Genomic DNA, 25,262 nt, shown 5'->3' on the forward strand with positions numbered 1-25,262 from the left:
TGATGTTTGCAAAGCTCGAAGCTTATCCTGCGCCGCTGCTGGAACTGGTGGCAGAAGCAAAATCCGCCGCCTACGCGATCCCGCCCTTGTTCCCTCTGTCCTCGAATGTTGCGGTGAACCCGTTTCTGGGTCAGGCCGATGAGCCGTTGGCCGTGACCTCGGCCCGGCTGGCGCGGGTTGCAGGTACGCGGATTACGCCGGATCGGGCGCATTGGGCGGCAAAGCTGCGTGCCGGTGAGATGACCGAGGCGGATATTCTGGACGCCCTGTCTGCGATTGAGGGTCCGTTCAATGCCCCAAGCCTTGAGGACGTTTTGGCTGCGCTGAAATCAGAGGCCCGGCAACCGCAAGCCCTGCCCACCGTGGCCGAGCTCGCGGCCGAGGTTTCGGGCACGGACTGGCCCGGCCTGATCGAGGATCGGATAGGCATCTGGGCTGCCAGCCATTTCGACCAGGGGCAGGCTTTGTGGCAACAGGCCCGGACGGGTGGCGCCTTCAGCGCCTGGCGCGAGTTCGCCTCTCGTGATCTGACGCCGGAAATTCATGGCCTGACCGGGTTCGGCGCTTTTGTTGCGGGCACCAACCGGTCGCATTGGCGCGCGATTGGCCGGTCTTCGGAACGGTTGGGCCTCAGCACCGAGGCGGCGGCAACCGCCTATCACCGCTGGCTGACGACCCTGGGCGGTTGGGCGCAATACGCGCGCTTTCTGCTATGGGACGCCGACCTGAAAGGCGAACAGGACAATACCGTGACCGAGCTGCTGGCCGTGCGCATGGTATTCGATGAGGCGTTGTTGGCGCTTTACGAAGATCAGATCTGTGAACGCTGGGCCGCGGTTGTGGCCGGGCATGAGGCGCCGCTGACGCCAACCGCCGATTTCGTGATCGATGCTGTCCTGCAAGAGGCCGCCGAACGGGCACAGCAACGCGCGCTGGCCGAAAGGCTGCTGCCCGGCACCGCGCGTCAGGCCGACGGTCGGGCGCAGGTGCAGGCGGCGTTCTGCATCGACGTCCGGTCCGAGGTGTTCCGACGCGCGCTCGAGGCGCAGGATACCGGGATCGAAACGCTTGGCTTTGCGGGGTTCTTTGGCCTTGCCAGTGCACACAAAGCGGCGGGGTCAGATGTCACCGAGGTCCATGGGCCGGCGTTGTTGCAACCCTCCGTGTACTCTCAGGCCAAGGAATCTGCGGGCAAGGACTTGACCCGTCGCTATTCGGCGCGGGCCAAACGGGCCTGGGGCCGGTTCAAACTGGCTGCGGTTTCTTCCTTTGCTTTTGTTGAGGCGACCGGGCCCTTGTACGCCGGAAAACTGATACGCGACGCATTGGGGGTTGCCGGAAAATCCAAGATTGACCCGGCGCCGCAACTGGACCCGAATATCGATCTGGAAGTCCGCGTAGGTATGGCCAAGGCGGTGCTGACGGCGATGTCTCTGACCGACAAATTTGCCCGGATCGTCCTGCTGGTTGGTCACGGGGCCGAGGTCACCAACAACCCGCATGAAAGCGCACTGCAGTGTGGCGCGTGCGGCGGTCATGCAGGCGATGTGAACGCGCGGCTTCTGGCCGGGTTGCTGAATGATGAGCAGGTGCGTTCGGGGTTGGAGGGGCAGGGGATCACAATTCCCGCCGACACTCAGTTCGTGGCGGCAATGCACTCGACCACAACAGACCGGATTAGCCTGTATGAGCAGGATTTGCCGCCGGGAAGCCAATCTGACGATCTGGCGCAGGTGAAGGACTGGCTGGATGCGGCCGGACAGCTGGCCCGGGCCGAACGCGCCGCGCGCCTGCCGCGCGCTAACAAGGCCACGGATATTCAGCGCCGCGCACAGGATTGGGCGGAAACCCGCCCCGAATGGGGACTGGCCGGGTGCCGGGCCTTTATAGCAGCCCCGCGTCACCGCACGGATGGGGCAGATCTGGCGGGGCAGGCCTTTCTGCACAATTACGATTGGCGCAAGGATGACGGCTATGGCGTGCTGGAACTGATCATGACCGCCCCGGTGGTCGTAGTCAGCTGGATCAGCCTGCAATATTACGGCTCGACCGTGGCACCCGGCCTGTTCGGCGGTGGCAACAAGCTGCTGCACAATGTGGTCGGCGGGATCGGCGTGTTGGAGGGCAACAACGGCGCCCCCCGTCCGGGCCTGCCGTGGCAATCGATCCATGACGGCGAAGGGTATCAGCACGATCCGCTGCGCCTATCGGTTGTGATCGAGGCCCCGCGCGCGGCAATGTCGGAAATCCTGGACCGGCACCCGCAAGTGCGGGCGCTGTTCGACAACGGCTGGCTGCACCTGATCGCCATGGACGACCAAGGCAAACTGACCTGGCGCTATACCGGTGACCTGAACTGGGCCCCGATCAGCACCGCGTCCGATCAGGCCATCGCGGCGGAATAAGCTGAAACCGATCAACGGGCGGCCTGCGAAACGGGTTGTCTTTTGATCGGTTCCCGCCTAGTCAGAGCTTCACCTCGGGGTGCGTGGCGTGGCCGCGCTGAGATGCCTTCGGCGAACCCGTTGAACCTGAACCGGCTAGAACCGGCGGAGGGAAAGGTGACGGTTTCATCCATCCTTGCCCTCTCGCCGCAATGGAGGATGACATGAAACATCTGATGATTGCTGCGGGAATCCTGAGCGCAACTACGGCTATGGCGGCCGATAAACCTCAGTTGACCGTGTATACCTATGACAGCTTTGTCTCGGACTGGGGGCCCGGCCCGCAGGTGAAAGAGGCGTTTGAGGCGGTCTGTGACTGCGAGCTGAACCTTGTCGGCGTCGAGGACGGCGCAGCACTGCTGTCGCGTATCCGGCTTGAGGGTGAGAACTCGGATGCCGATGTGGTGCTGGGTCTCGACACCAACCTGATTACTGCGGCCAAGGAAACCGGCCTGTTTGCGCCCAGCTCGGTCAGCGCCGAATACACACTGCCGATCGAATGGACGGATGAGGTGTTCGCGCCCTATGACTGGGGCTATTTCGCCTTTGTTCATAACGCTGATGCGGCAGCGCCCGCGAACTTCCGTGAACTGGCCGAGGGCGACACCAAGATCATCATTCAGGACCCGCGTTCGTCTACTCCGGGTCTGGGGCTGCTCCTGTGGGTACAGGCGGCTTACGGCGATGAGGCAGCGGACATCTGGGCCGGTCTGGCCGACAATATCGTGACCGTGACCAAAGGCTGGTCCGAGGCGTATGGGTTGTTTCTGGAAGGTGAGGCCGACATGGTCCTCAGCTACACCACATCGCCCGCCTATCACCTGATTGCCGAGGAAGACGCCAGCAAAGCGGCGGCTGCTTTTGACGAAGGTCACTATATGCAGGTTGAGGTTGCGGCCAAGCTGGCCGGGACGGATCAGCCTGAGTTGGCGGATCAATTTCTGAACTTCATGGTCTCAGACGCGTTCCAGCAGATCATTCCGACCACCAACTGGATGTATCCGGCAGTGACGCCAGCAGCCGGTCTGCCCGAAGGGTTTGAGACGCTGATTCAGCCGGAAAAATCCTTGCTGTATTCTCCGGATGAGGCCGCCAAAGTGCGGGATCAGGCGCTTGCGGAATGGCTGAGCGCGCTCAGCCAGTAAGCCCTTGGCCGGGCGTTGGCGCGGCGGCTTTGGTGGCCGCGCTGATTTTGGGGACCCTTGCCGCTGTTGCCCTGCGGGCCGACGCGGCGGGCGGGTTTGGCCCAGCGGATTGGGCCGCCTTGCGGTTCACGCTTGTGCAGGCGGTATTATCGGCCCTGTTCAGTGCAGCGCTGGCGGTGCCCGTGGCGCGGGCACTGGCCCGGCGGCGGTTTTTTGGGCGGCGCGCGTTGATCGCGCTGTTAGGGGCGCCTTTCATTCTACCGGTCATCGTGGCGATCCTTGGGCTGTTGCAGGTCTTTGGCCGCGCGGGTTGGATTTCGGACATTTTGAGTTTCTTTGGCTTGCCGCCGATACGGATTTACGGGTTGCACGGTGTTGTGCTGGCGCATGTGTTCTTCAACTTGCCGTTGGCCACGCGGCTGCTCCTGCAGGCTTGGCAGGAAATCCCCGCTGAACGCTTTCGACTGGCCGCGCAATTGGGCTGCGACGGGATGGCGATGTTCCGTCTGATCGAGCTGCCGATGCTCAGGCGCATCCTGCCGGGTGTGTTGGCCGTGATCTTCGCCATCTGTCTGACCAGTTTTGCGGTCGCACTGACCTTGGGCGGAGGGCCACGCGCGACAACGATAGAATTGGCGATCTATCAGTCGTTTACCTACGATTTCGACCTCGGCCGGGCGGCGTTGCTGTCGGCGTTGCAACTGGCCCTGACCGCAGCGGCTGCGCTGGCCGCCCTGAAGTTTTCGCGCGGGGATGGGTTCGGCGCAGGTCTGGACCGGGCCATCCGCCGCTGGGACGGGGGCGTGCCGGTGCTTGATACGTTTTGGATACTGGCGGCGTCGGCGTTTCTGCTGCTGCCTTTGGCGGCAGTGGTGATTTCAGGGCTCTCGGGGCTTTTCGAGATGCCTGCGCTGGTGTTCCGCGCCGCGCTGACCTCGGTTCTGGTGGCGGCGGCCAGCACGGCCGTCCTGTTGATGCTGGCCTTGCCAATGGCCATGGCCGTTGCGACGGGGCGGTACGGGATCGTCGAGCTCAGCGGTATTCTGGGGCTGGCGGCGTCGCCCTTGGTGATCGGGACCGGTCTGTTCATCCTGATCCGTCCTTTCGCCAACCCAACCGCACTGGCGCTGCCGGTGACGGCGCTGGTGAACGCGGTCATGGCGCTGCCGTTTGCCCTGCGCATTCTGGTGCCCGCCGCGCGGGATGTGGTTACGCGCCACGGGCGACTGGCCCTGTCGCTGGACATGGACAAAAAGACTTTTTTCGCCCGAGTTCTGCTGCCCCGAATGCGCCCGCAAATCCGCTTTGCCGCCGGTCTTGCCGCCGCGCTGTCGATGGGCGATCTCGGCGTGATTGCTCTGTTTGCAGACCCCCAGATCGCAACTTTGCCGCTGCAGATTTACCGGCTGATGGGGGCCTATCAGATGCAGGCGGCGGCCGGGGCGGCGCTGCTGCTTTTGGTGCTGTCGATGGGGGCGTTCTGGCTTTTGGATCGCGGAGGGCGATTACATGCTGAAACTTGACGGTTGCGTCATCGAGAATGGCGGTTTCGCCTTGCAGGCCGATTTTACAGTCGAGGCCGGGGCCAGTGTCGCCATCGTCGGCCCCTCGGGCGCGGGCAAGTCGACGCTGCTTGAGGCAATCGCCGGGTTTCGCGACCTCAAACAGGGGCAAATCCTGTGGCAGGGGCAAAGCATTTCTAACCTTGCGCCTGGCAAACGCCCGCTGGCGATGCTGTTTCAGGATGGCAATCTGTTCCCGCATCTGACGGTGGAGCAGAATGTCGCTTTGGGATTGCGCCCGAACGGGCGTCTGTCGTCAGAGGAACAATCGCAGGTCGAGACTGCGCTGGCCCGTGTGGGTCTGCCCGGTTTTGAAGGGCGCAAACCGGCCGAGCTTTCGGGTGGGCAACAAAGCCGGGTCGCGCTGGCGCGGGTGCTGGTGCAACGGCGGTACCTTTTGCTGTTGGACGAACCCTTTGCGGCTCTGGGGCCTGCGCTAAAGGCTGAAATGCTGGACCTTGTCGCAGAGTTGCTGGCCGAGACCGGAACAACCCTACTGATGGTTAGCCATGACCCGCAGGACGCCCGCCGCATTGCCGATCAGACGGTGCTTGTGGCAGACGAACGGGCACATCCGCCCGCAGCGACGGTGCAGTTGTTCGACAACCCGCCGCCCAGCTTGCGGGCCTATCTGGGATAGGCGCTAGTTCCGGTTGTGGAAAATGAAGCCGAGGAAATTCATCAGGACCGGCGCCTATGTCGGCGAGGACGACATCGTCCGCTACGAAGACGTCTACGCCCGCGGACAGGGCGCTAAGGGCTGACGACCTGCACAACGGAATATGCGGCATAAGATACTTATGGCCGCACAAAACAGGCCCCCAAGGCGGGGGCCCTTTTTTGTTGTTAGGCCGTCAAGCTAGCGATGCAACGCACGCTGTGCTTTCCCCTCGTTAAGCGGTTTTGACTAGCGTTCCGCTGATTGACACAGAGAACGAGACTCGACCTATGACGACCAACCCGTTTACAAACCGTGTTTCCAGCCTGTCCGGCCCCGCGCGCGACGTTGCCCCCGTGATACCTTCTGACACCGCCGATCTGGCCGAGGTGGCAATCGGTCTCTACGTCGAAACAGGCGGTGCACTGGCAATGACCACGATCCGCGGCGAAACACGCACCGTTCAAGTTGCCGATTTCTCCATCCTCCCCGTCGGCGTGACGCGCGTTCATGCCACCGGCACGACCGCATCGGGCATCCATGCCCTTGTGCTGACCTGAGACGCAACCTGAACCTGCCGCGCCCCTTTCGTGCGGCAGGTTATCTTTTGGCCCGGCTTAGGCATCCGGTCTTAGTCCGCTCCGAACAGATCGCGGGTAAAGACCTTGTCGCTGACATCGCTGATCTCATCCGACAACCGGTTGGCGACGATCAGGTCGGCCTGCTGCTTGAACGCGTCCAAATCGCGGACCACTGGTGAGTGAAAAAAGTGATCCTCGCTCAGGGCCGGTTCATAGACGATGACCTGAATGCCCTTGGCCTTGATCCGTTTCATGATGCCCTGAACTGAACTCTGGCGGAAATTGTCGCTGCCCTCTTTCATGACCAGCCGGTAAATCCCGACAGTCTTAGGCCCCTTCATCAGAATCTGGTCGCTGAGGAAATCCTTGCGGGTGCGGTTGGCATCGACGATGGCGCGGATCAGGTTCTGCGGCACGTGATTGTAATTGGCCAGCAGCTGCTTGGTGTCCTTGGGCAGGCAATAGCCGCCATAGCCGAAGGACGGGTTGTTGTAATGCGCGCCGATCCGTGTGTCGAGGCTGACGCCTTCGATGATCTGGCGCGAGTCCATGCCGCCGGCCAGAGAATAGCTGTCCAGCTCATTGAAGAAGGCGACCCGCATGGCAAGGTATGTATTGGCGAACAGCTTGATCGCCTCGGCCTCGTCTGCGTCGGTGAACAGCACCGGCACATCCTTGTCCACCGCCCCCTCCAGCAGCAGATCGGCAAAGACTTTTGCCCGGTCGGACCGTTCACCGACGATGATCCGGCTGGGGTGCAGGTTGTCATACAGCGCCCGCCCCTCGCGCAGGAATTCCGGCGAGAAGATTATGTTGTCGGTACCGAACCGGGCACGGGCCTGGGTCACGAACCCCACCGGGATGGTGGACTTGATCACGATGACGGCGTCGGGGTTCACGGACGTGACCTGTTCGATCACCGCATCGACCGAGCTGGTATCGAAGTAATTGCTGCGCGGGTCGTAATTGGTGGGCGTGGCCACGACGACGAAATCGGCCCCGGGATAGGCGGCTTCGGCGTCGGTGGTGGCGATCAGGTCAAGTGCGCGGTTGGACAGGAAGTCGGTGATCTCGGCATCCTGAATCGGGCTTTGACGCCGGTTGAGCAAACTCACGCGGTCCTCTGACACGTCCAGAGCCACCACGTTGTGGTTCTGCGCCAGCAGCACCGCGTTGGACAGGCCCACATAGCCGATACCGGCGACCGCAATCTTCATGGTTGAATTCCTTTTGTAACCTGGGCCCGGACCAGTTGGTGGGGCGATTTCCTTGTTAATTCACCGCGGCGACGATTGGAGTTGTGATGAGGGATGGTGTGATTTGTGAGATAGTTCTGCCCCATTTTGTGACGGGGTTTTCTGCGATGAAGATGATGTCGTTGTTGCGCAGTTCGAACTGGGCGGCGAGGGTGAGGTGTGCGGCGTTGCGGGTATCGAGGTGCCAGGCGGTGACGGCGCCGAACTCGCGGGGGTCCTGGGCGGCGCGCAGGACGTAGACTTCCGACGCATCGCCGGTTTCCTTGGCCACGCCACCGCCGGTGTCGTAAAGCGCGTCGGCCAGGGTGGCGGAGTGGTTGAAGGGCAGGGCATAGCGGCCCTGGGTGCGAACCTCGCCGGAGAGATAGACATAGTCGCGGTCGATGGCGTCCAGTTCGATGGACTGGATGAAGTTGTCGCGGCGTTCATCCAGATCGGCGCGGCGCAGGTTGACGGCGACGTTCAGTTCCTGCAGCGCGGTCTGGCGGCCTTCCAGCACGGTCTCGCGCAGGGCGATCTGCTGGGCAAAGTAGCGCTCGGCGCGGTCCAGATCATAGTCGGTGTCGACAAAGACCGAGTCATCGGCGATCAGGTTGAGGTTCTGCAGTTCGGTGCGGGAATAGAGGTCTTCCAGCGGGATCTGATAGACATTGCCGTTGCGGTAGATGCGCACCGAGGAGTTGTCGATATCGCTGACCGAGACCGAGCCTGCGGCCGAGAGCGCCTCGCCCAGGGTCAGCTGGGTCAGGGTGATGGGCTGCACGCCGGGCTGGCCGACGGCACCGCCGACCGAGACGCGGCGGGAATTGAACTCGGCAATCTCCAGGCTGAAAGTGGGGTCGATCTGGTTTTCCACCAGGCGCTGGAACAGCAGCGCCTCGGCCTCGTCCACGGTCAGGCCGACCAGACGCACGCGGCCGACATCGGGGATGTTGATCGAGCCGTCATCCTGCACGGTATAGCCGTTGCGGCTGTTCTGCGCGGCCAGGAGGCCCGACAGCTCTCCGGCGGTGCCTTGCGTCGAGGGCGTGGACAGCACCAGCACGTCGCCGATGCCGATCGTGTAGGCGCCGGGATTGACCTGCGGCGGCGGGTCCAGCTGCAGGCCGGCGCGCGATCCGTCCTGGGTCGAGGGCGCCTCGGGCAGCGGGCCGGTGCCGCGCAGGCTGTTGGAGGAGCCCGATCCGGCCGACAGCGCAAAGACGGAGGGCAGGGTCTTGGGCGCATAGGGCGAGCGGTTGGCGACCAGCACGGTCTCGGGCGTCACTGGCACGACGCGAACCTTGCCGGCCTCCGACACGCCTGCGGTCACCGAGGGGCTGCGGTAGATGGTCGAGCATCCGGCGATCAGGCCGCTCAGGGCCAGCGCACCAAGGAGAAGGGAAGTATGACGCACGAGCTGTCCTCCGCTGTTCAAAACCTTAACTATCATCGGGCACCCGTTTTATGAACATGTTGCCCAGGAAATCGCCGGTCCATTGCGAGGACTGGACGATGCGGCCGGTGTTGTCTTGCACCCAGTAAATGTTGGTGAACTGCTGAGCCAGCCCATAACAGTCTTCCTGCTGTTTTTGCGTGGCGACGGGGGTGCCCTGCACAACAACGGTGTCGGGGCCCAGCGGGGTGATCCGGCATCTGTAGGCGTGCAGCTCGATCTCGTCATCGCCGTTGAGAAAGCTGTGGAAGCGTTCGGCCCGGCCCGAACGGCCGGTCAGGATCAGCGCCGCGCTCTGGCGCAGATCCGATCCGGACATGCCGCCACCAAAACCGATGGCCGAGGTCAGCATCCCCTGTTCCAGCGTGATGGTGGCGCCATCCGCGGTCAGCCAGGTCTGAACCCCGTCCCGCTCGGTCTCGAGCAGCATGACACCGGCCAGATCGCGGCTGGGAAAACCGACCTCGAGCCGGGGCGGGATCGGGCGGCGCGCGGCCAGCGCCTCGGCGCGGGGATGGAACCGGGGCGTGTTGGGAAACAGCGCGCCTTTCAGCAGTTCGGTATCCTCCTGCGCTTCGCCGCAGGAGATCAGCATCAGGGCCAGCAGGGCCAACAGGGCAGGGCGGCGCAGGGCTGTCATCGCCAGAACCTCCCCCAGCCGCGGGACAGGTCCTGGGCGCGGGCCTCGCGGGTGACGCCGTAAAGCCGGTTGCGCACGTTCAGCCGTGCGCCGCCGTCGCGCAGGATGGGGCGGATGGTCTGGGCGATCTTGTTGCGCGACGGGCGTCCGGTCAGCCACGAGATGGGGATCTCCAGCCGGATGCCCTTGTCGAACGAGCCTTCGCCGAAATCATCGAAGCTGACATCGGTCAGGGTAAAGAAGGCCCCGACCTTGAAGCCGTTGGTGAACTCGCGATCCAGCGCGAAGGTGGCGCCATAGTCGCCGGCCAGATAGCGCCCGACATCGACCTGCGCGTGATAGTCGCCGGGCAGATCGTAATAGGCCGACACATGCCCGGTGGCGACATTGTAATCCTGAAAGCCGAACAGCACGTCATAGTCGCGTTGGGCGACGTAATTGGCCTCGACCCCCAGGGCCAGGCGGCTGTCGGTGGGGTACCACAGCAGTTCGGTGGACAGCCCGCCGAACATGGTCTCGAGATAGCCCAGCGTGGTGCGGGCATAGAGGTCCTTGCCCGGCCGCCACATGTACTCGGCGGTCATATGCTCGACGCGCAGGTTGGATTCGCGGGCATAGATCGCCCAGTCCGAGCGCACATGCGGCAGCGGCGAGTCCGAGACCCGGGTGCTGTCATCCAGCGTGCTGAGGATCGGCTGGCGCAGCTCGGTCGACAGGGTGAAGCCGGGCAACAGGGTGTAATCCAGCCCCAGCGCCGCCCCCACCTCATAGCGCAGCGGGTCGTCGGGGTCGAAGAACGAGAGGTTCAGATAGGGCCCGAACCGGTAGGAAAAATGCGGATAGGCATCGGTCAGGATGCCGCCCTGCACCAGCGGGATCGTGTCCGAGATCTCGGCGCGGGCAAAGCTGCGCCAGGCATTGTCGGGGTCGTGCTCAAGCTCGTAAAGGTCGTCGCGGTTGACCCGCACCGCACTCAGCGGCACGCCGTTCGACATCAGCGCGATGTCGAACTGTTCGGTCTGCGACGGTTCTTCGTTGGCCAGCACGCGGGCGGTGCGCCCCAGTGCCTGGGCGGCCTGGCCATAGCGGTTGTTCTCGACCCCGACCTGAACGGTGTCGCCGGTCCCGGACAGGTAGACCAGCCGCAGCCCTTCCTGATCCAGCGCGGCCTGCAACCGGTCGCGGATGTCGCCCTGGCTGCGGTCTGCGGTGGCGGCGGCGATCTGGGCTTCGGGCCGCAGCGGCGGAGGTGCCGCGCCCTGCCCGCCGGGGGTCACCGCTTTGCGCGGATCGACGAAATAGCTCAGCGTCAGCCCCAGCGTGGTGCCATAGAGATAGGATGTGGTCAGCTGGGTGCCGTTCTTGAACCGGTACTGCACCCCGACATTGATCGGCGATTTGACCCTGAGACTGTCTGCGACCGCTTCCTGGGTATAAAGATCGGGGGAATACTCGGCCAGAAAGGTCAGCTGGTCGTTATACTGCCAGCTGACGCCGCCGAACAGGGCCGCGTCGCCGCGGAACCAGTTGCCGAAATCCACCTGGCCCGTGGCGGAAATCCCGCCCTCGTTCGGTGCCGCCCGGGTGTCGAACCGGTCGCCGAAGATGCTCAGCGGGTTCGAAAACGCGCCGCGTCCGGCCATCCGCCCCCAGCCGATGCCGCCGGTCACCTTGAACCGGTCGTGAAAGGTTTTTGTGGCCACGAAATATTCCGCGGCATAGTTGCCGGTGCCGCCGAAATCGCGCAGCCCCATCACGATGGCCGGGCTGTGTTTGCTTTCCTCGCGCAGCCGGAAATGCACGTCAAAGCTGCGGTCGTAAAGCGTCTTGTCCGGAGTGTTGAACCTGTCGATCACGGCATAGCGGAAACTGCCATTCACCCAGGGCAGCATCTGGAAGGTCATCGTGCCCCGCCCGGTGTTGCGCAGCCCGGCGGCGGTGAAGACCAGCATGCCGTCCTCGAACATCTCGGCGGTGGGGATCTCGAGCAGACCGGGCGTGCCATAGGTCGAGACCGACTGCGCCTGCGCCATGCCGGTCGCTGCCGCGCACACCAATGCCATCAGGCCTTTCCGCCTTGCTGATACCGCTCGAATCTTCACGTCAGTTTATCACTTTTTTACGGCGCTTGATTAGCGGGTTTTGCCTGTGGCGTCTTGTGTCAATTCTTGGCTACGGGGTTTCCTGCGGGTTTGTGGCTGATCTGCAATTTAGCCGGGCAGTTGCGCTGTTTTTTAGGCACGATGCGGCCCGGGCTCGACGGCGGCGGCGGTCCGGGTGGGCTCAATGGCAAGTTGCTGAAAAACATGGCTTTCCTGCCATATCCCTGCTTTTTTGCAGATGCGGCATTCTCAGGTCCGGTCAGCTGTGTTAGCCTCCGCCCAAGACTTGGTTTAGGAGATTCACGATGATCAGAACAGCACTTCTGATTCTGGCCCTTTCGGCCACCGGCGCATATGCGCAAGACACCTCCGGCGCGGCAACCACTGCTCAGACAACCGCACAGACTACCGCTCAGACCGGCGGTGCAGGCGCGGGCGCAGGCGGCGGGGGTGCCGCAGCAGGTGCAGGTGGCGCCGCAGCCGCAGCCGGCGTGACCGGCTTCGTCCCGCTCGTCGCACCCGCCCTCGGCGTCGCCGCAGCCGCAGCAGGCCTCGCAGCCGCAGGCGGCGGCGGATCCTCAAACAGCACAACAAGCACCGTCAGCACAAACTGAACCAATCAATAACAACATAAAAGGCGACCCTTCCCAACTCGGTGAAGGGCCGCAGCCTTAGTTGTTGTAATACTTGTTGGCGTAGTTGCCGTACGAATAACCATAATGCCGAGCACCACGCGCATTGATCTGACCAAGGATCAAACCGGTCAGACGCTGATTGTCGTTGTGGAACAGACGCATGGCTTCGGTGAGATCCTGTTCGGACGTGTCGTTCCATTTGACGGTCAACAGCACCGCGTCGGCATTGCGTGCAATCAGGCGCGCATCAGAGACCAGCAAGGTCGGCGGCGTGTCTATCAGGATGACATCATATTGCTGGCGCATATCCTCAAGGAACAGCCGGAACCGTTCCGATGCAAAAAGGTCTGCCGCATTGGCCGAGGTCTTCTCGCCAGCCAGAATGTCACAGCCGAGCAGAGGGTCCTGAAAGATGGCCTCTTGCGTGGTGGCGTCCCCGGCCAGTACAGACACGATCCCATTCTTCGGCACACCCTGTAACTGCGCGGTCATGGTCAGGCGTCGAATATCGCCCTCGACCAGCAGGACCTTTTTGCCGATCCCGACAAAATTCTGCGCCAGCGCCAGCGCGTTCGTCGTCTTGCCTTCGCCCGGCAACGAAGAGGTGATCACCACCACCTGCGGCGGGCGGTCCACATTTGACAACATCAGAGAGGTGCGCAGGTTGCGCACGGCCTCGGCCGTGGCGGATGAGGGCTTTTCGGCGAGATACTCCAGTACCTTGCGGCGCCCGCGGGCGGGGAAGACAGGGATCTGACCCAGAACGCTGTACCCGGTTTTTCGCTCTAGCTCCTGCGCCGAGCGGTAGCCTTTGCGCCGCGCCTCGGCCAGCAACACGATACCGGCCCCCAGCATGAGGCCCAAAATGGCCGAAAGGGCAAGGACCAGCGACTTTTTCGGCTCGGAAGGCTTGCCCGGGATCACGGCGCGCGACAATTGCCGGCTGTCCGCTTTCTGGATGCCTTCCTGTGCCGATGTCTCTTTCAGCCGGGCCAGGAAATATTCATAGAGCAGCCGGACGGCTTCGGCCTCGCGCACCAGCTGTTGCAACGTAATCAGATCCGCGCTTTGCTGCGCGATCTTCTGGCCCAGATCTTCGGCTGACAGCGTCAGGGCCTGAACCTGCTGCGTTGCCCGCTGGGCTTCGAGTGCGGTCCGCGCAACCACGCGCTGGAAGGCGGTGTCAAAGGCGTCTTCGCCCGTGCCGGACCCGTCTATCTGGCCAAGCAGCCGCTGTAGCTGCGGGTCCTGGCTGGCTTCGGCCTGGGCGGTCCGGGTGTCGGCTGCGCTCAACGCGTCGTATCTGTCCTGTGCCGCGACACGGGTCGCTTCGGCGGACGTGCGGCGTTCGCGCAGGTCCTTCAACTGCACTTCCTGCAATTGCAGCGCTTCGGGAGAGATCAGCGCCGTTGTTGAATTGAAGTCGTTGACCTTTGCTTCGGCGGTTTCCAGATCGATCTGCAGCTCGGCCACGCGGTCGGTCAGCCATGCGGTCGCCTGTTCGGTGGCGTCGAATTTCACTTCGATCTGGTTCAGGACGTAAAGCTCGACGATCGTGTCCGCGATCAGGGCCGATTTGCGCGCCGATTCCGTTTCGGCCGTCACCTCGAACACCAGGCTTTGCGGAACGTTCCGAACCGATACGTTCTTAAGCAGTTCGGTGATAACATCGTCCCGGGTCAGTTGATTGGCCAGTTCGTCGGAAACTTGCGCTTCATTGGGGTTGGCACCAATCATGGATTGGATGAACTGCTTGATCCCTTCCAGCGCCGAGGCGGGTACGAGGTCTTCGTTGAACTCCGGGTCCGAGACAAGGTCCAGCCTGTCGACAACCTTGCCCATCAGGCCGCGGGACCGCAGCACTTCAAGTTCGGAATTGACCTCGGCGGTGTCGCCGGCCAGGCCGCCCACAACGCTTTGAAGGTCGATCACGCTGGCCTGCTCTGTCTCCAACATGACCACGGCGGTGGATTTGTAGATCGGTACGGCAGCGACAAAGGCGTAGAAAGCACCGACCAGAATGGCCAGGGTGGTGGTCAGGCCAATGATCCACTTGCCACGCCACAAAGTGGCCACCAAAGTGCTCAGGTCGATGACGTCTTCTTGCGGCGCGTCATTTGCTGGGGACCGGTTCGATTTGAACTGCGCGTCGTGTATCGGAGATTGCTTCATTTCAAATATACGATCCCAAAGGCCAAACACACGCGAAACGCGTGTGCCGCTGCTCTGTACATGGTCCCACAGCAAGAATAAAGGTCTGTGCGGCTGTTACCGGCCGGTTCGGAGAAGGACTGCCGAAGCGGTCAGAGAGATGATCCTGATATCGCTGAGGAAGCTGCGCCGGGTCAGATAGGCGACATCCATCGCCACCCGCTCGGCATAGCTGATGTCGTTGCGTCCCGAGACCTGCCATAGCCCGGTGATCCCCGGTTTCTGCGCCAGATAGGCCGAGGCCGAGCTGCCGTATTTGACCAGTTCGATGGCCACAACCGGGCGCGGGCCGACAAAGCTCATCTCGCCTTTCAGCACGTTCCAGATCTGCGGAAGCTCGTCCAGGCTGGTCTTGCGCAGGATGTGTCCCAGCCGGTTGATGCGCGGATCGTCGGTCAGCTTGTGATCGCGTTCCCACTCGGCCGCGGCCTCGGGATTGGCGTCCAGATAGGCTTGCAGCCGCGCCTCGGCGTCGACCACCATACTGCGAATCTTCCAGCATTTGAAGGGCTTGGCATTCTGACCCACGCGGGTATGACCAAAAAAGCCCGGACCGCCGTCACGGCGCACAAGGCACCACAGCACCGCAATTACCGGCGCTACAACGGGTAGCAGCAGCAGGGCAAACACAATGTCAAAGGCCCGCTTGCCCAGTCCCGAATACAGCCCCGAGGGTGCCTGATGCGGCACCGGCTGTTCCGCTGTTCCGCCTTGTGAAGTTGTTGAGGAAGCAAAATCCAACATCTTAAATATATCCTGACACCGTAAGAGCAGCTGCTAATGCATCAAAGAAGCAATCAAACGGTGTTCCGGATAAAGCCGCGGCGTAACATATTTAAGATGTAAAATTTATTAGGGGTTAATCTCGCCTTGAATTTGCACATTTGTTGCGCAGTTGCATCATTTGCCAGCGGGTAAAAAACAGCGGTTTTTTGATCAACAACCAATAGTTGAACCACTTCACGCAACTCTGATGCCCAAATCGCAGGGGCGCAGGCAAATCAGTCTCAGGATTCGAGGATGAAAATATGCACAGTCGTGACGCGCCTGTTGTCGGGACTGTGTGCCGGTGAACGCATCGGAAGGAAGTCGATCTCGATCACTCGGGCAAGCGGTGAAATGCGGCGTTTGCACCCGACTGCCCAAAAAACGCTCGGAGATACGGTGGATTGGCCGGGGTCTCGTGGATGTGACTGAAAAAATTGACTGAACAGTAAAAAAATGCTGCCATCCCGCTACACAGGAGAGAGATATGAAAAAAAATACATTAACACGCAGAGTGCTGCTGGCTGCGGTCGCGGCAGCATCAACATTGTATTCCGCCGGGCTGGCGGCGGCAGAAACGGTTAAGGTGGCGGCGATTTACACGCTGCCCGTGGAACAGCAATGGATCAGCCGTATCCACAAGGCGCTGAACACCGCGGCCGAGCGGGGCGACATTGAATATGTGTTCTCGGAAAATGTCGCCAACACCGACTATGAACGCGTAATGCGCGAATATGCCGAACAAGGTGCCCAGCTGATTGTGGGCGAGGTGTTCGGTCTGGAACGCGCCGCGCGCAAGGTGGCGAAGGACTACCCGGATACAGCGTTTCTGATGGGCTCGTCCTTTGGTCCGGTTGCCCCCAATTTCTCGGTCTTTGACAACTGGATTCATGAACCGTCTTACCTGACCGGCATGGTGGCTGGCGCTGCGACGGAATCGAACGTGATCGGCATGGTCGGCGGCTATGCTATCCCCGAGGTGAACCGTCTGATGAACGCCTTTATGGACGGCGCGCGCGAGGTAAACCCGGATGTCACCTTCCTCGTGACCTTCATCGACAGTTGGTATGATCCGCCTAAGGCCAAGGAAAGCGCCATCGCGATGATGGATGCAGGCGCTGACATCATGTACGCGGAACGCTTTGGCGTTTCGGATGCGGCGGTTGAACGCGGCGTCAAGGCCGTGGGCAATGTCATCGATACGTCGGGCGATTACCCGGGCACGATCATGGCCTCGGCCCTGTGGCATATGGAGCCGACCATCGACAAAGCGATCGCCAACGTCGCCAGCGGGTCATTTGAGGCTGCAGATTATGGTCAATACAGCTTTATGGGCTATGGCGGCGGATCGATGGTTCTGGATGAAGAGCTGGTTCCAGCTGACGTTCTCGAAGCGGTGAATGCGCGCCAGGCCGAGATTCTGGACGGGCTGTTCCGCGTGAACGTCAACGATGACCGTCCGGTCTCGGACAACTGAGTGCAATCGGGCCGGTTTTGCATCGGCCCGCTTTCCCCATGACCACAGTTCTCAAGCTCAACGGGCTGAGCAAGCATTTCGGCCCGGTTATCGCCAATGACGATGTCAGCCTGACCCTGAACAAGGGTGAGGTTCTGGCCTTGCTGGGTGAAAACGGCGCGGGAAAGACCACGCTGATGAATATGCTGTTTGGGCATTATTTGCCCGATTCAGGGTCTATTGAAGTTGCTGATGAGGCGGGTGTTTTGCAACCTCTGCCGCTGGGCCATCCGCAGGTGGCACTGGCCGCAGGTGTCGGCATGGTGCACCAGCATTTCACGCTGGCCGAGAATATTTCGGCTTTGGACAACATTACCCTGGGGGCCGAACCCTTGTTCGCCCTGCGCCGCAACCGGCGCGTAGCGCAACGCAAGGTCGAAGAAATCATTGCCCAAAGCGGCCTGACCGCGCCATTGGATACGCCGGTCGGGCGGTTGTCGGTGGGGGAACGTCAGCGGGTCGAGATCCTGAAGGCGCTCTATCGGCAGGCGCGGATTCTGGTGCTGGACGAACCCACCGCCGTACTGACTCCGCAAGAGGCAGACACGTTGTTCGAAAACATCCGCATGATGACGGCCGAGGGGCTTTCGGTCATCTTTATCAGCCATAAACTGCGTGAGGTTCTGGCCTTTTCCGACCGGATCGCCGTACTGCGCCACGGGCGGAAAGTGGGTGAAATGGCGACCTCCGAGGCCGATGAGAAATCCATTGCCCGGCTGATGGTCGGGGCGGATACACCGGAACTGGCAAGCGCTGCGATGGCGCCAGGTGAGCCGGTACTGGCCCTGTCGGGCGTGTCGGTCACTGGCCGCTCCAAGCGCGATACGCTCAGCGATGTGGACCTGACGGTGCACGCGCATGAAATCCTCGGGATTGCCGGGGTTTCGGGCAACGGTCAAAGCGGGTTGGCCAATGTGATTTCGGGCCTGACACGGCCTGAACAGGGTCTGATAAAGGTGAATGGCGCCGAAATCGGTGCTCCCAGCCCCTCGGCCATGGTGCAAGCAGGCGTTGGCCGCATTCCCGAAGATCGCCACCACGAAGGCATTGTCGGCGCGATGAGCGTCGCCGAGAACATGATCATCGAACGGTTGGATGACGCCGATGTGCAATCTCGCGGCCTGCTGCGGCGTGAAGCAATTGCAGAGAACGCCGAGCGTCTGGCCCAAGCTTATGACGTGCGCGGACCGGGCGTCGAGGCCCCGGCGCGGCTGCTGTCTGGTGGCAATATTCAGAAACTCATCCTGGCGCGCGTTTTCGATCGATCGCCGAACCTGATCTTGGCTAACCAACCCACCCGCGGTTTGGATATGGGTGCCGCAGCCGAAGTTGGCCGCCGCCTGCTTGAGGCGCGCGAACGCGGCGCGGGGGTGGTGCTGATTTCCGAGGATCTGGACGAAATTCTGGGCCTTGCCGACCGGATCGTGGTGATCCGCGATGGTGAATTGCACGAGGCCCCCAGCCGCGACCGCGAACAGATTGGGCTGATGATGGCAGGAGAACCGGCATGATCCGCATCGAACCTCGTCAAACCCAATCGCGGACCTTCACGCTGGGCGTTCCTGTCCTTTCCGCCGTGATCGCGCTGGCGTTTGCGGCAATCCCGCTGCTGGCTGCCGGGGCGAACCCAATCCAAGCATACGCTGAGATGTTTCGCGGCGTGTTCGGCTCGGTTTTTGCCTTTTCCGAGGTGCTGACCCGTGCCACGCCGCTGATTTTCACCGGTCTGGCTGCCGCTTTGGCCTTCCGCGCGAAACTGTGGAACATCGGGGCCGAGGGGCAGCTTTATCTGGGGGCGATGGCTGCTGTGGCCATCGGGTCCGGCGCGCTGGATGTGCCCGGCATCCTGCTCTTGCCGCTGATTGTCCTGCTGGGCGCAGCGGCGGGGGCGGCGGGGATGGTTGCGCCCACTTACCTGAAAACCCGCTTCGGTGCAGATGAGGTGGTGACCACGCTGCTGCTGAATTTCATCATCCTGATCTTTGTGCAGATGATGCTGGAAGGGCCGTTGCAGGACCCGATGAGCTTGGGTTGGCCGCAATCAGCCCCTGTTCTGGATCAAGGAATGCTGCCGCCGTTGATGGATCGGATGCGGGTGCATTCCGGTCTGATTGTGGCTCTGATACTGGCGGGTTTGGCCCAATTCATGCTGGCGCGCTCGGTCTGGGGGTTCCGGTTGCGGGCAGTGGGTGAGAATGCGGCCGCCGCGCGCCATGCGGGGATCAACGTGAACCGTTCGCTGTTTGGTGTCGCCATCCTGTCCGGAGGGTTGGCCGGTTTGGCCGGCGTCAGCGAGGTAGCCGGGCTTAAAGGTTATCTGACCGCCGATCTTTCGCCCGGCTTTGGTTATACTGGCATCGTTGTCGCGATGTTGGCAGGATTGTCGCCAGCAGGGGTGGTTATTGCCGCACTGTTCATCGCGTCCGTGTTTGTGGGCGCTGACAGCATGAGCCGCGCCATGGGCGTATCCTCGTTTCTGGCCGATCTTGTAGTGTCGGTCTCGCTGCTTTGCGTGCTGGTCGGCGGGTTCTTTGCCCGTTACCGGATCGTCCGGGCCAGCACCACGAGGGCCGCGTCATGATGGACATCCTCAACATTCTGCTGTCCGAGAGCTTTTGGGCCGCGTCTCTGCGCATCGCCACACCGCTGATCTTTGGCGTGTTGGGCGCGTTGATCTGCGAACGGGCGGGCGTGCTGAACCTGGGAATCGAGGGGATTTTCGTCGTCGGTGCTATGTGCGGCTGGATGGCGGTCTGGCTGGGTGCGGGCCTGTGGGGCGGGGTGCTGGTAGCTGCGCTGGCCGGAGCGTTTTTTGGCCTGTTGCACGCGATCCTGACGGTGCCCTTGGGCCTGTCGCAACACGTGTCAGGGCTGGGGATCACGCTGTTTGCCACCTCGGTCAGTTACTACACCTATCGTACGGCACTGCCGAACGTGTCCTCGCCGCCCCGGATCGAACCGTTTCAACCGCTGGATTTGCCAGTTTTGTCCGAATTGCCCTTTTTAGGGTCTATTCTGTTTCAGCAAACTGCCCTCACCTGGCTGGCGCTGCTGATGGTGGCAGTGGTCTGGTACGTGATGAACCGCACCGCTCTGGGCGTGGCGATTAAGGCCGTGGGTGACAATCCGGACAGCGTCGACGCGCAGGGCTTGTCGGTCTACGGGTTGCGGATCGGGGCCATCGTTGCCGGGTCTGCCCTGATGGCGCTGGGCGGGGCTTTTCTGACCATGAGCGCCTTTGACGCGTTTTTCTTCGGCATGGTCAACGGGCGCGGCTGGGTCTGCATCGCGCTGGTGATCTTTGCAAGCTGGCGGCCGGGCAAGGCGCTGCTGGGCGCGCTGCTTTTCGGTGCGTTCGACGCGCTGCAGGTACGGCTGCAAACCGAAATTGGCGCGCTGGTGCCCGGTCAGGTGTTCCTGATGGCGCCGTATATCCTGTCGATCATCGCGCTTGTGGTTGCCGCACGGTCGGCGGATTATCCGCGTGCACTGCTCACCCCCTGGTTCAAAGGCCAACGATAGGAGCCGCCATGTTTGATCTGATCGTCAAGAATGCCACCCTGCCCGATGGCCAGACCGGCGTGGACATCGCCTGCAAGGGCGGCAAGATCGCGGCTGTCGAGGTCGGGATCACCGCTGAGGCCCAGGAAGTGATCGACGCAAATGGGCAGCTGGTTTCCCCGCCCTTTGTTGACCCGCATTTCCACATGGACGCGACGCTTTCACTGGGCACCCCGCGGATGAATGTCTCGGGCACGTTGCTGGAAGGGATTGCGCTGTGGGGAGAGTTGAAGCCGATTCAATCCGTCGACGACATCATTGCCCGCGCGATGCGGTATTGCGATCTGGCGGTGTCGATGGGCATTGGCGCGATCCGCAGCCACGTGGACACCTGCGACAACGAGTTGAAGGGAGTGCAGGCCCTGCTACAGGTGCGTGAGCAGGTCAAAGATTACCTGGACCTGCAACTGGTGGCTTTCCCGCAGGATGGCGTGCAGCGCGACCCAACTGCTTTGCAGAACACGATCCGCGCGCTGGACATGGGTGTGGATGTCGTTGGTGGCATACCGCATTTCGAGCGCGCGATGACCGACGGGGCCGACTCCGTGAGTCTGCTCTGCGAGATCGCGGCCGAGCGCGGGCTGATGGTCGATATGCATTGCGACGAAAGCGACGATCCGCTGAGCCGTCATATCGAAACGCTGGCCTTTGAAACCCAGCGTTTGGGCCTTCACGGCAGGGTTACGGGCTCGCACCTGACATCGATGCACTCGATGGACAACTATTATGTCTCCAAGCTGATCCCGCTGATGGTCGAGGCCGAGGTTCATGCCATTCCGAACCCGTTGATCAACATCATGCTGCAGGGACGGCATGACACTTATCCGAAACGCCGAGGTCAGACCCGTGTGCGTGAACTGCGCGATGCCGGGATCACCGTGGGCTTCGGTTCGGACTGCATGATGGACCCGTGGTATTCGCTGGGGAAAGCCGACATGCTGGATGTGGCCTTTATGGGGCTGCATGTGGGGCAACTGTCCAGCCGCGCCGATATGGCGTGGTGTTTCGATGCTGTCACCGAGAACTCGGCCAAGATCATGGGGCTCGAGGGGTACGGTGTCGCCAAGGGCTGTGCGGCGAATTTCGTGCTGCTACAGGCGGCCGACCCGATCGAGGCAATCCGGCTGCGCGCCCACCGGCTGGCAGTGGTGCGCAAGGGCCGCGTGATTGCACGATCAAACCCGGTCACCTGTGATCTGACCCTGCCCACCGGGCAAAAAACACTGGACGAGGCGCGGGTACCATTTGCCTGATTCATGCTGATCGCACCGGGTTAGCCTTGGGTCCGCACGGCAACGCCGAATTGATCCAGCGGTCAGACAAGCTCGTTCTGCTGACGGGTTGAGCGCCGAGGCCCGGTGCCCGTATTTCGGGCATATGAACGTACATAAATATTAATTTCGTTAACCATTGCAGACTCAAAGGGGTCTGCTGTGCTAGGTCTGTCTCTGAAGTAAGGGGGCTTCAGAGGGGCGACATGTCTCAGGACCTTAGGGACTGGCTGGGCGCGCTTGGACTTTCTGAATACGCGCAAGCCTTTTTGGATAACAAAATTGATTTCGCAATTCTGCCCGATCTTACGGGCGAAGACCTGATCGAAATCGGAGTGACCGCTGTCGGAGACCGCCGCAGGCTGCTGCGCGCGATCTCCGAACTTGAGACCGTTGAAACCGTTCAGCCCTACGAACCTGACACCCCGCCCGAACCCGCCAAACGGCAGGTGACGGTGATGTTTGCCGACCTCACCGGATTTACCCGCCTGACCAGCGAACTGGATGCCGAGGACATGCACGCGCTGCTGAACGCGTTTTTCGCCAAGGTGGATCACGTGGTCGAGAAATTCGGCGGCCGGATCGACAAGCATATCGGCGACGCGGTCATGGCCGTATTCGGGGCGCCGATTTCCCACACCAACGACACCGAACGCGCGGCCCGCGCGGCGCTGGAAATTCACGCGGTTCTGCCCAGCCTGAACCCGCCGGTTTCCTGCCATATCGGCATCGCCTCGGGGCAGGTGATCGCCAGCACCACCGGCAGCGAGGCGCATACGGAGTACACGGTGACCGGCGATGGCGTGAACCTGGCCTCACGCATCACTGACATGGCCGTACCGGGCGAAACCTTTGTCTCACACGACATTCAGCGTGCATTAGGGCCGCTTTTTGTTGGCGAGAGCATGGGCAAGAAGGACATCAAGGGCCTGAATGAGCCGGTCGAGCTGTGGCGGCTGGACCGGCTGGCGCGCAACATCCGCTCGCGCCGGCACCGCTTTGTCGGACGCGAGCGCGAGATGTCGCTGTTCTCGGCCACGTTCGACCGCTGCCAGCAGCATGGCAAGGGTGAGGTTCATATCGTTCTGGGGGAACCGGGGATCGGCAAGACACACCTGTCCGAACAAGTGGCCGAGATGGCCGCTGGTCTCAACTACTCGATCCACAGCGGCGTCGTCATGGATTTCGGTACGCGCGAGGGGCACTCGGCCATACAGTCCGTTGCGCGCAGTATTCTGGGGCTTGAGGCCGCAGATGACGCCGCCACCTGCGCAGCGATGGCGCAGGATGCGGTGGCCAAGGGTTGGGTTTCGCCCTCGAACGCCACTCATCTGAACGCGCTGCTCGAGTTAGAGCAAGACCCCGGACTGGCCGAGGTCTATGCGGTGATGGATAACGCCACCCGTCTGCGTGGACGGCGGCAGGTGATTGATGAGTTGATTGCCGCGCGCAGCCGAGAAGCGCCGATGTTGATCCAGGTCGAGGATATTCACTGGGCCGCGCCGGATATTCTGACCGCTTGCGCCCATATCGCCGCCACCACGCGGGATTTGCCCTGCGTCCTGCTGATGACCAGCCGGGTCGAAGGCGACCCGATCAACCGTGAATGGCAGATGAGCACGGATGGTGCGCTGATCTCGAAACTGGAACTGGCGCCAATGGGCGAGGATCAGGCCCGGCAACTGGTCGAGGAGTTCACCGGCATCGACCCCGAGCTTCTGGACGCCTGCGTGCAACGCGCCGGGGGCAATCCGTTGTTTCTGGAACAGCTCTTGCGCAACATCGACGTGTTGAAACGCGAATCCGTTCCCGGCAGCATACAGGGCATCGTGCAGTCGCGGCTGGATGCTCTGGACCGCTCCAGCCGGGCGGCGATTCAGGCGGCTTCGGTATTGGGGCAGCGGTTCTCGCCCGAGGTGTTGAACTTCATTCTGGGCGAGGGGCATCTGGATGTATCTACCCTGATCCGCTCGGCCCTGATCCGTGAGGCTGGGACCGATCTGATGTTTGCCCATGCGCTGATCCGCGACGGATCTTATGCGACGTTGGTGAAATCGGAACGCGCGCGGCTGCATCGTCAGGCCGCGAAATGGTTCGAAGACCGTGATGCCACCCTGCGGGCACAGCATCTGGATCGGGCAGGGGCGACCAACGCAGCGCAGGCCTATCTGGACGCCGCTGAGAACCTGATCCGGGCGTTCCAGTTCGACGATGCAAGTCCGCTGATCGAACGGGCGCTGGAGTTACCCGCACCGTCCGGGGTGCGGTTCGATCTGTTCTGCGCGCGGGGCGAGACGCACCGCTTGCAAGGTTTGTCAGACGACGCCTTGCGCGAGTTCAAAGAGGCCGCAGATCTGGCCGAGACCGATGAACAGGTCAGCCGGGCCCATATCGGGCTGGCACAGGCGGCGCGGCAGGCCAGCTTGTACAAGGACGCGCTGCAAAGCCTCGATACCGCCGAGGAGGCAGCAGAGCGCTGCGGATCTGAGCGGGACATCGCCCAGATCAACTATGTGCGCGGCAATGTCTATTTCCCGCTGGGCCGGGTTGAGGACGCGATGCGGAGCAACGAAAAGGCTCTAACTCTGGCCAGAAAGCTGGAATCGGCCCGGTTGGAGGTCGGGGCGCTCAGCGGATTTGGCGATGCCAATTTCATGAATGCCACGATGCAGACCGCCGCCGGGTTCTATACGCAGGCGGTTGAGCGAGCGCGCGAAAAGGGGCTGGTGCGCGATCTGGCGGCAAACCTGCACAACCTCAGCGTGGCGCGCAGCTATACGGGTGATGTGGCGCAGGGCAAACGCGACGCGCAGGAGGCCATCGAGGTTTCGCAAAAGTATTTTGCCTTTGTGCCCGAATGCGTGGCACAGACCTGTCTGGGCGTGGCGCATACCTTTCTGGGCGAACTGGATCAGGCGCTTGAAACTTTCACCGTATCGGCCGAGATCGCCAACCGCGTGGGTGCCAAGCGGCTAGAGGCGCAGGCGTTGGAGCATCTGGCCCGCACCCAGGTCTATGCAGGGCAGTTGGAACAGGCGCGCGCGACTGGTGAGCACGCTGTTGAGATCGCGTTGGAACACGGTCGCAATTTCGTGGGGCCAAAGGCGCTGTCAGCACTGGCCATGGCCGAAACAGACCCTAACAAACAGGATCAGCACCTGAAACTGGGCGCTCAGATCATTGCCGAGGGCTGCGTGGGGCATAGCCATCTGCATTTCTACCCCGATGCCAGCGCCGTCATGCTGGCGCGGCAGGAATGGGACAGGGCCATGGAATACGCGGATGCTCTGGCAAAGTTCACTGCCGAAGAACCCCTGCCGATGGTCGATCTGTCGATTCAGCACGCAAAAGTACTGGCCGCGTGTGGCGGATGGGGCATTCCCATGTCCGCGCATGAAGACTTTGACGCGCTGGGCGCGCGGTTTGCTGAGATGGGCATCACTCAGTCCCTGGTCGGCAGTTGGACCACGTCATGAGAGG

At 62.0% G+C, this 25,262-nt stretch carries 18 protein-coding genes and 1 riboswitch; of the genes, 12 read left to right on the forward strand and 6 right to left on the reverse strand.

What is annotated here, in order from left to right; all coding sequences use genetic code 11:
- The first annotated feature begins 2 nt into the window (after positions 1-2).
- The 5 genes from GOX63_RS16235 to GOX63_RS16255 all read left to right on the forward strand — a co-directional run bounded on the left by GOX63_RS16235 (position 3) and on the right by GOX63_RS16255 (position 6,369).
- The gene (locus GOX63_RS16235; protein WP_170546436.1) at positions 3-2,405 is read left to right on the forward strand and encodes a YbcC family protein; all 2,403 of its coding nucleotides are present in this window, start codon (positions 3-5) and stop codon (positions 2,403-2,405) included.
- Positions 2,406-2,470: 65 nt separating this feature from the next.
- Positions 2,471-2,576, forward strand: a riboswitch (TPP riboswitch).
- 32 nt (positions 2,577-2,608) lie between these two features.
- Positions 2,609-3,589, forward strand: coding sequence for a thiamine ABC transporter substrate binding subunit (thiB, locus tag GOX63_RS16240; protein WP_170327580.1), 981 nt, complete (start codon positions 2,609-2,611; stop codon positions 3,587-3,589).
- Positions 3,565-5,112, forward strand: a complete 1,548-nt coding sequence (locus GOX63_RS16245) for a thiamine/thiamine pyrophosphate ABC transporter permease ThiP (RefSeq protein ID WP_170327581.1) — start codon at positions 3,565-3,567, stop codon at positions 5,110-5,112. The genes thiB and GOX63_RS16245 overlap by 25 nt, the downstream gene beginning before the upstream one ends.
- Complete coding sequence (locus GOX63_RS16250) at positions 5,099-5,791, forward strand: thiamine ABC transporter ATP-binding protein (RefSeq protein ID WP_170327582.1); 693 nt, start codon at positions 5,099-5,101, stop codon at positions 5,789-5,791. The genes GOX63_RS16245 and GOX63_RS16250 overlap by 14 nt, the downstream gene beginning before the upstream one ends.
- 308 nt (positions 5,792-6,099) lie before the next feature.
- A complete protein-coding gene (locus GOX63_RS16255; protein ID WP_170327583.1) occupies positions 6,100-6,369 on the forward strand; it encodes a spike base protein, RCAP_Rcc01079 family in 270 nt (89 codons plus the stop codon).
- 71 nt (positions 6,370-6,440) lie between these two features.
- Here the strand turns inward: GOX63_RS16255 and GOX63_RS16260 are convergent, their stop codons facing one another.
- Genes GOX63_RS16260 through GOX63_RS16275 form a run of 4 tightly spaced genes read right to left on the reverse strand, consistent with a single transcriptional unit; the run spans position 6,441 to position 11,784 of the window.
- A complete protein-coding gene (locus tag GOX63_RS16260) occupies positions 6,441-7,607 on the reverse strand; it encodes a nucleotide sugar dehydrogenase (RefSeq protein ID WP_170327584.1) in 1,167 nt (388 codons plus the stop codon).
- 55 nt (positions 7,608-7,662) lie between these two features.
- The gene (locus tag GOX63_RS16265; protein ID WP_367646745.1) at positions 7,663-9,042 is read right to left on the reverse strand and encodes a polysaccharide biosynthesis/export family protein; all 1,380 of its coding nucleotides are present in this window, start codon (positions 9,040-9,042) and stop codon (positions 7,663-7,665) included.
- A 25-nt stretch (positions 9,043-9,067) separates the two neighbouring features.
- Positions 9,068-9,721, reverse strand: coding sequence for a YjbF family lipoprotein (locus GOX63_RS16270; RefSeq protein WP_170327586.1), 654 nt, complete (start codon positions 9,719-9,721; stop codon positions 9,068-9,070).
- A complete protein-coding gene (locus tag GOX63_RS16275; RefSeq protein WP_170327587.1) occupies positions 9,718-11,784 on the reverse strand; it encodes a YjbH domain-containing protein in 2,067 nt (688 codons plus the stop codon). Before GOX63_RS16275 ends, GOX63_RS16270 begins: the two co-directional genes overlap by 4 nt.
- Positions 11,785-12,128: 344 nt before the next feature.
- Between GOX63_RS16275 and GOX63_RS16280 the strand changes: the two genes are divergently transcribed.
- A complete protein-coding gene (locus GOX63_RS16280; RefSeq protein WP_170327588.1) occupies positions 12,129-12,437 on the forward strand; it encodes a hypothetical protein in 309 nt (102 codons plus the stop codon).
- Between the two features lie 57 nt (positions 12,438-12,494).
- Here the strand turns inward: GOX63_RS16280 and GOX63_RS16285 are convergent, their stop codons facing one another.
- Together GOX63_RS16285 and GOX63_RS16290 are read right to left on the reverse strand one after the other, a co-directional pair.
- Positions 12,495-14,630, reverse strand: a complete 2,136-nt coding sequence (locus tag GOX63_RS16285) for a GumC family protein (protein ID WP_170327876.1) — start codon at positions 14,628-14,630, stop codon at positions 12,495-12,497.
- A 96-nt stretch (positions 14,631-14,726) separates the two neighbouring features.
- Complete coding sequence (locus tag GOX63_RS16290; RefSeq protein ID WP_170327875.1) at positions 14,727-15,413, reverse strand: sugar transferase; 687 nt, start codon at positions 15,411-15,413, stop codon at positions 14,727-14,729.
- Between the two features lie 508 nt (positions 15,414-15,921).
- On the opposite strand from GOX63_RS16290, the gene GOX63_RS16295 reads away from it, so the two are divergent.
- From GOX63_RS16295 to GOX63_RS16320, 6 genes are all read left to right on the forward strand, one after another.
- Entirely contained in the window at positions 15,922-16,911 is a 990-nt protein-coding gene (locus GOX63_RS16295) for a BMP family protein (protein ID WP_170327874.1), read from the forward strand.
- 38 nt (positions 16,912-16,949) lie between these two features.
- Entirely contained in the window at positions 16,950-18,461 is a 1,512-nt protein-coding gene (locus tag GOX63_RS16300) for an ABC transporter ATP-binding protein (protein WP_170546439.1), read from the forward strand.
- Complete coding sequence (locus GOX63_RS16305) at positions 18,461-19,531, forward strand: ABC transporter permease (RefSeq protein WP_437436619.1); 1,071 nt, start codon at positions 18,461-18,463, stop codon at positions 19,529-19,531. Before GOX63_RS16300 ends, GOX63_RS16305 begins: the two co-directional genes overlap by 1 nt.
- A complete protein-coding gene (locus GOX63_RS16310) occupies positions 19,531-20,472 on the forward strand; it encodes an ABC transporter permease (RefSeq protein ID WP_170327888.1) in 942 nt (313 codons plus the stop codon). The genes GOX63_RS16305 and GOX63_RS16310 overlap by 1 nt, the downstream gene beginning before the upstream one ends.
- Before the next feature lie 8 nt (positions 20,473-20,480).
- A complete protein-coding gene (locus tag GOX63_RS16315) occupies positions 20,481-21,764 on the forward strand; it encodes an amidohydrolase family protein (RefSeq protein ID WP_170546442.1) in 1,284 nt (427 codons plus the stop codon).
- 224 nt (positions 21,765-21,988) lie between these two features.
- The gene (locus GOX63_RS16320) at positions 21,989-25,258 is read left to right on the forward strand and encodes an adenylate/guanylate cyclase domain-containing protein (RefSeq protein ID WP_170327870.1); all 3,270 of its coding nucleotides are present in this window, start codon (positions 21,989-21,991) and stop codon (positions 25,256-25,258) included.
- Positions 25,259-25,262: the final 4 nt, after the last annotated feature.

The organism is Ruegeria arenilitoris (genome assembly GCF_013031355.1).
Classification (GTDB): Bacteria; Pseudomonadota; Alphaproteobacteria; order Rhodobacterales; family Rhodobacteraceae; genus Ruegeria; species Ruegeria arenilitoris_C.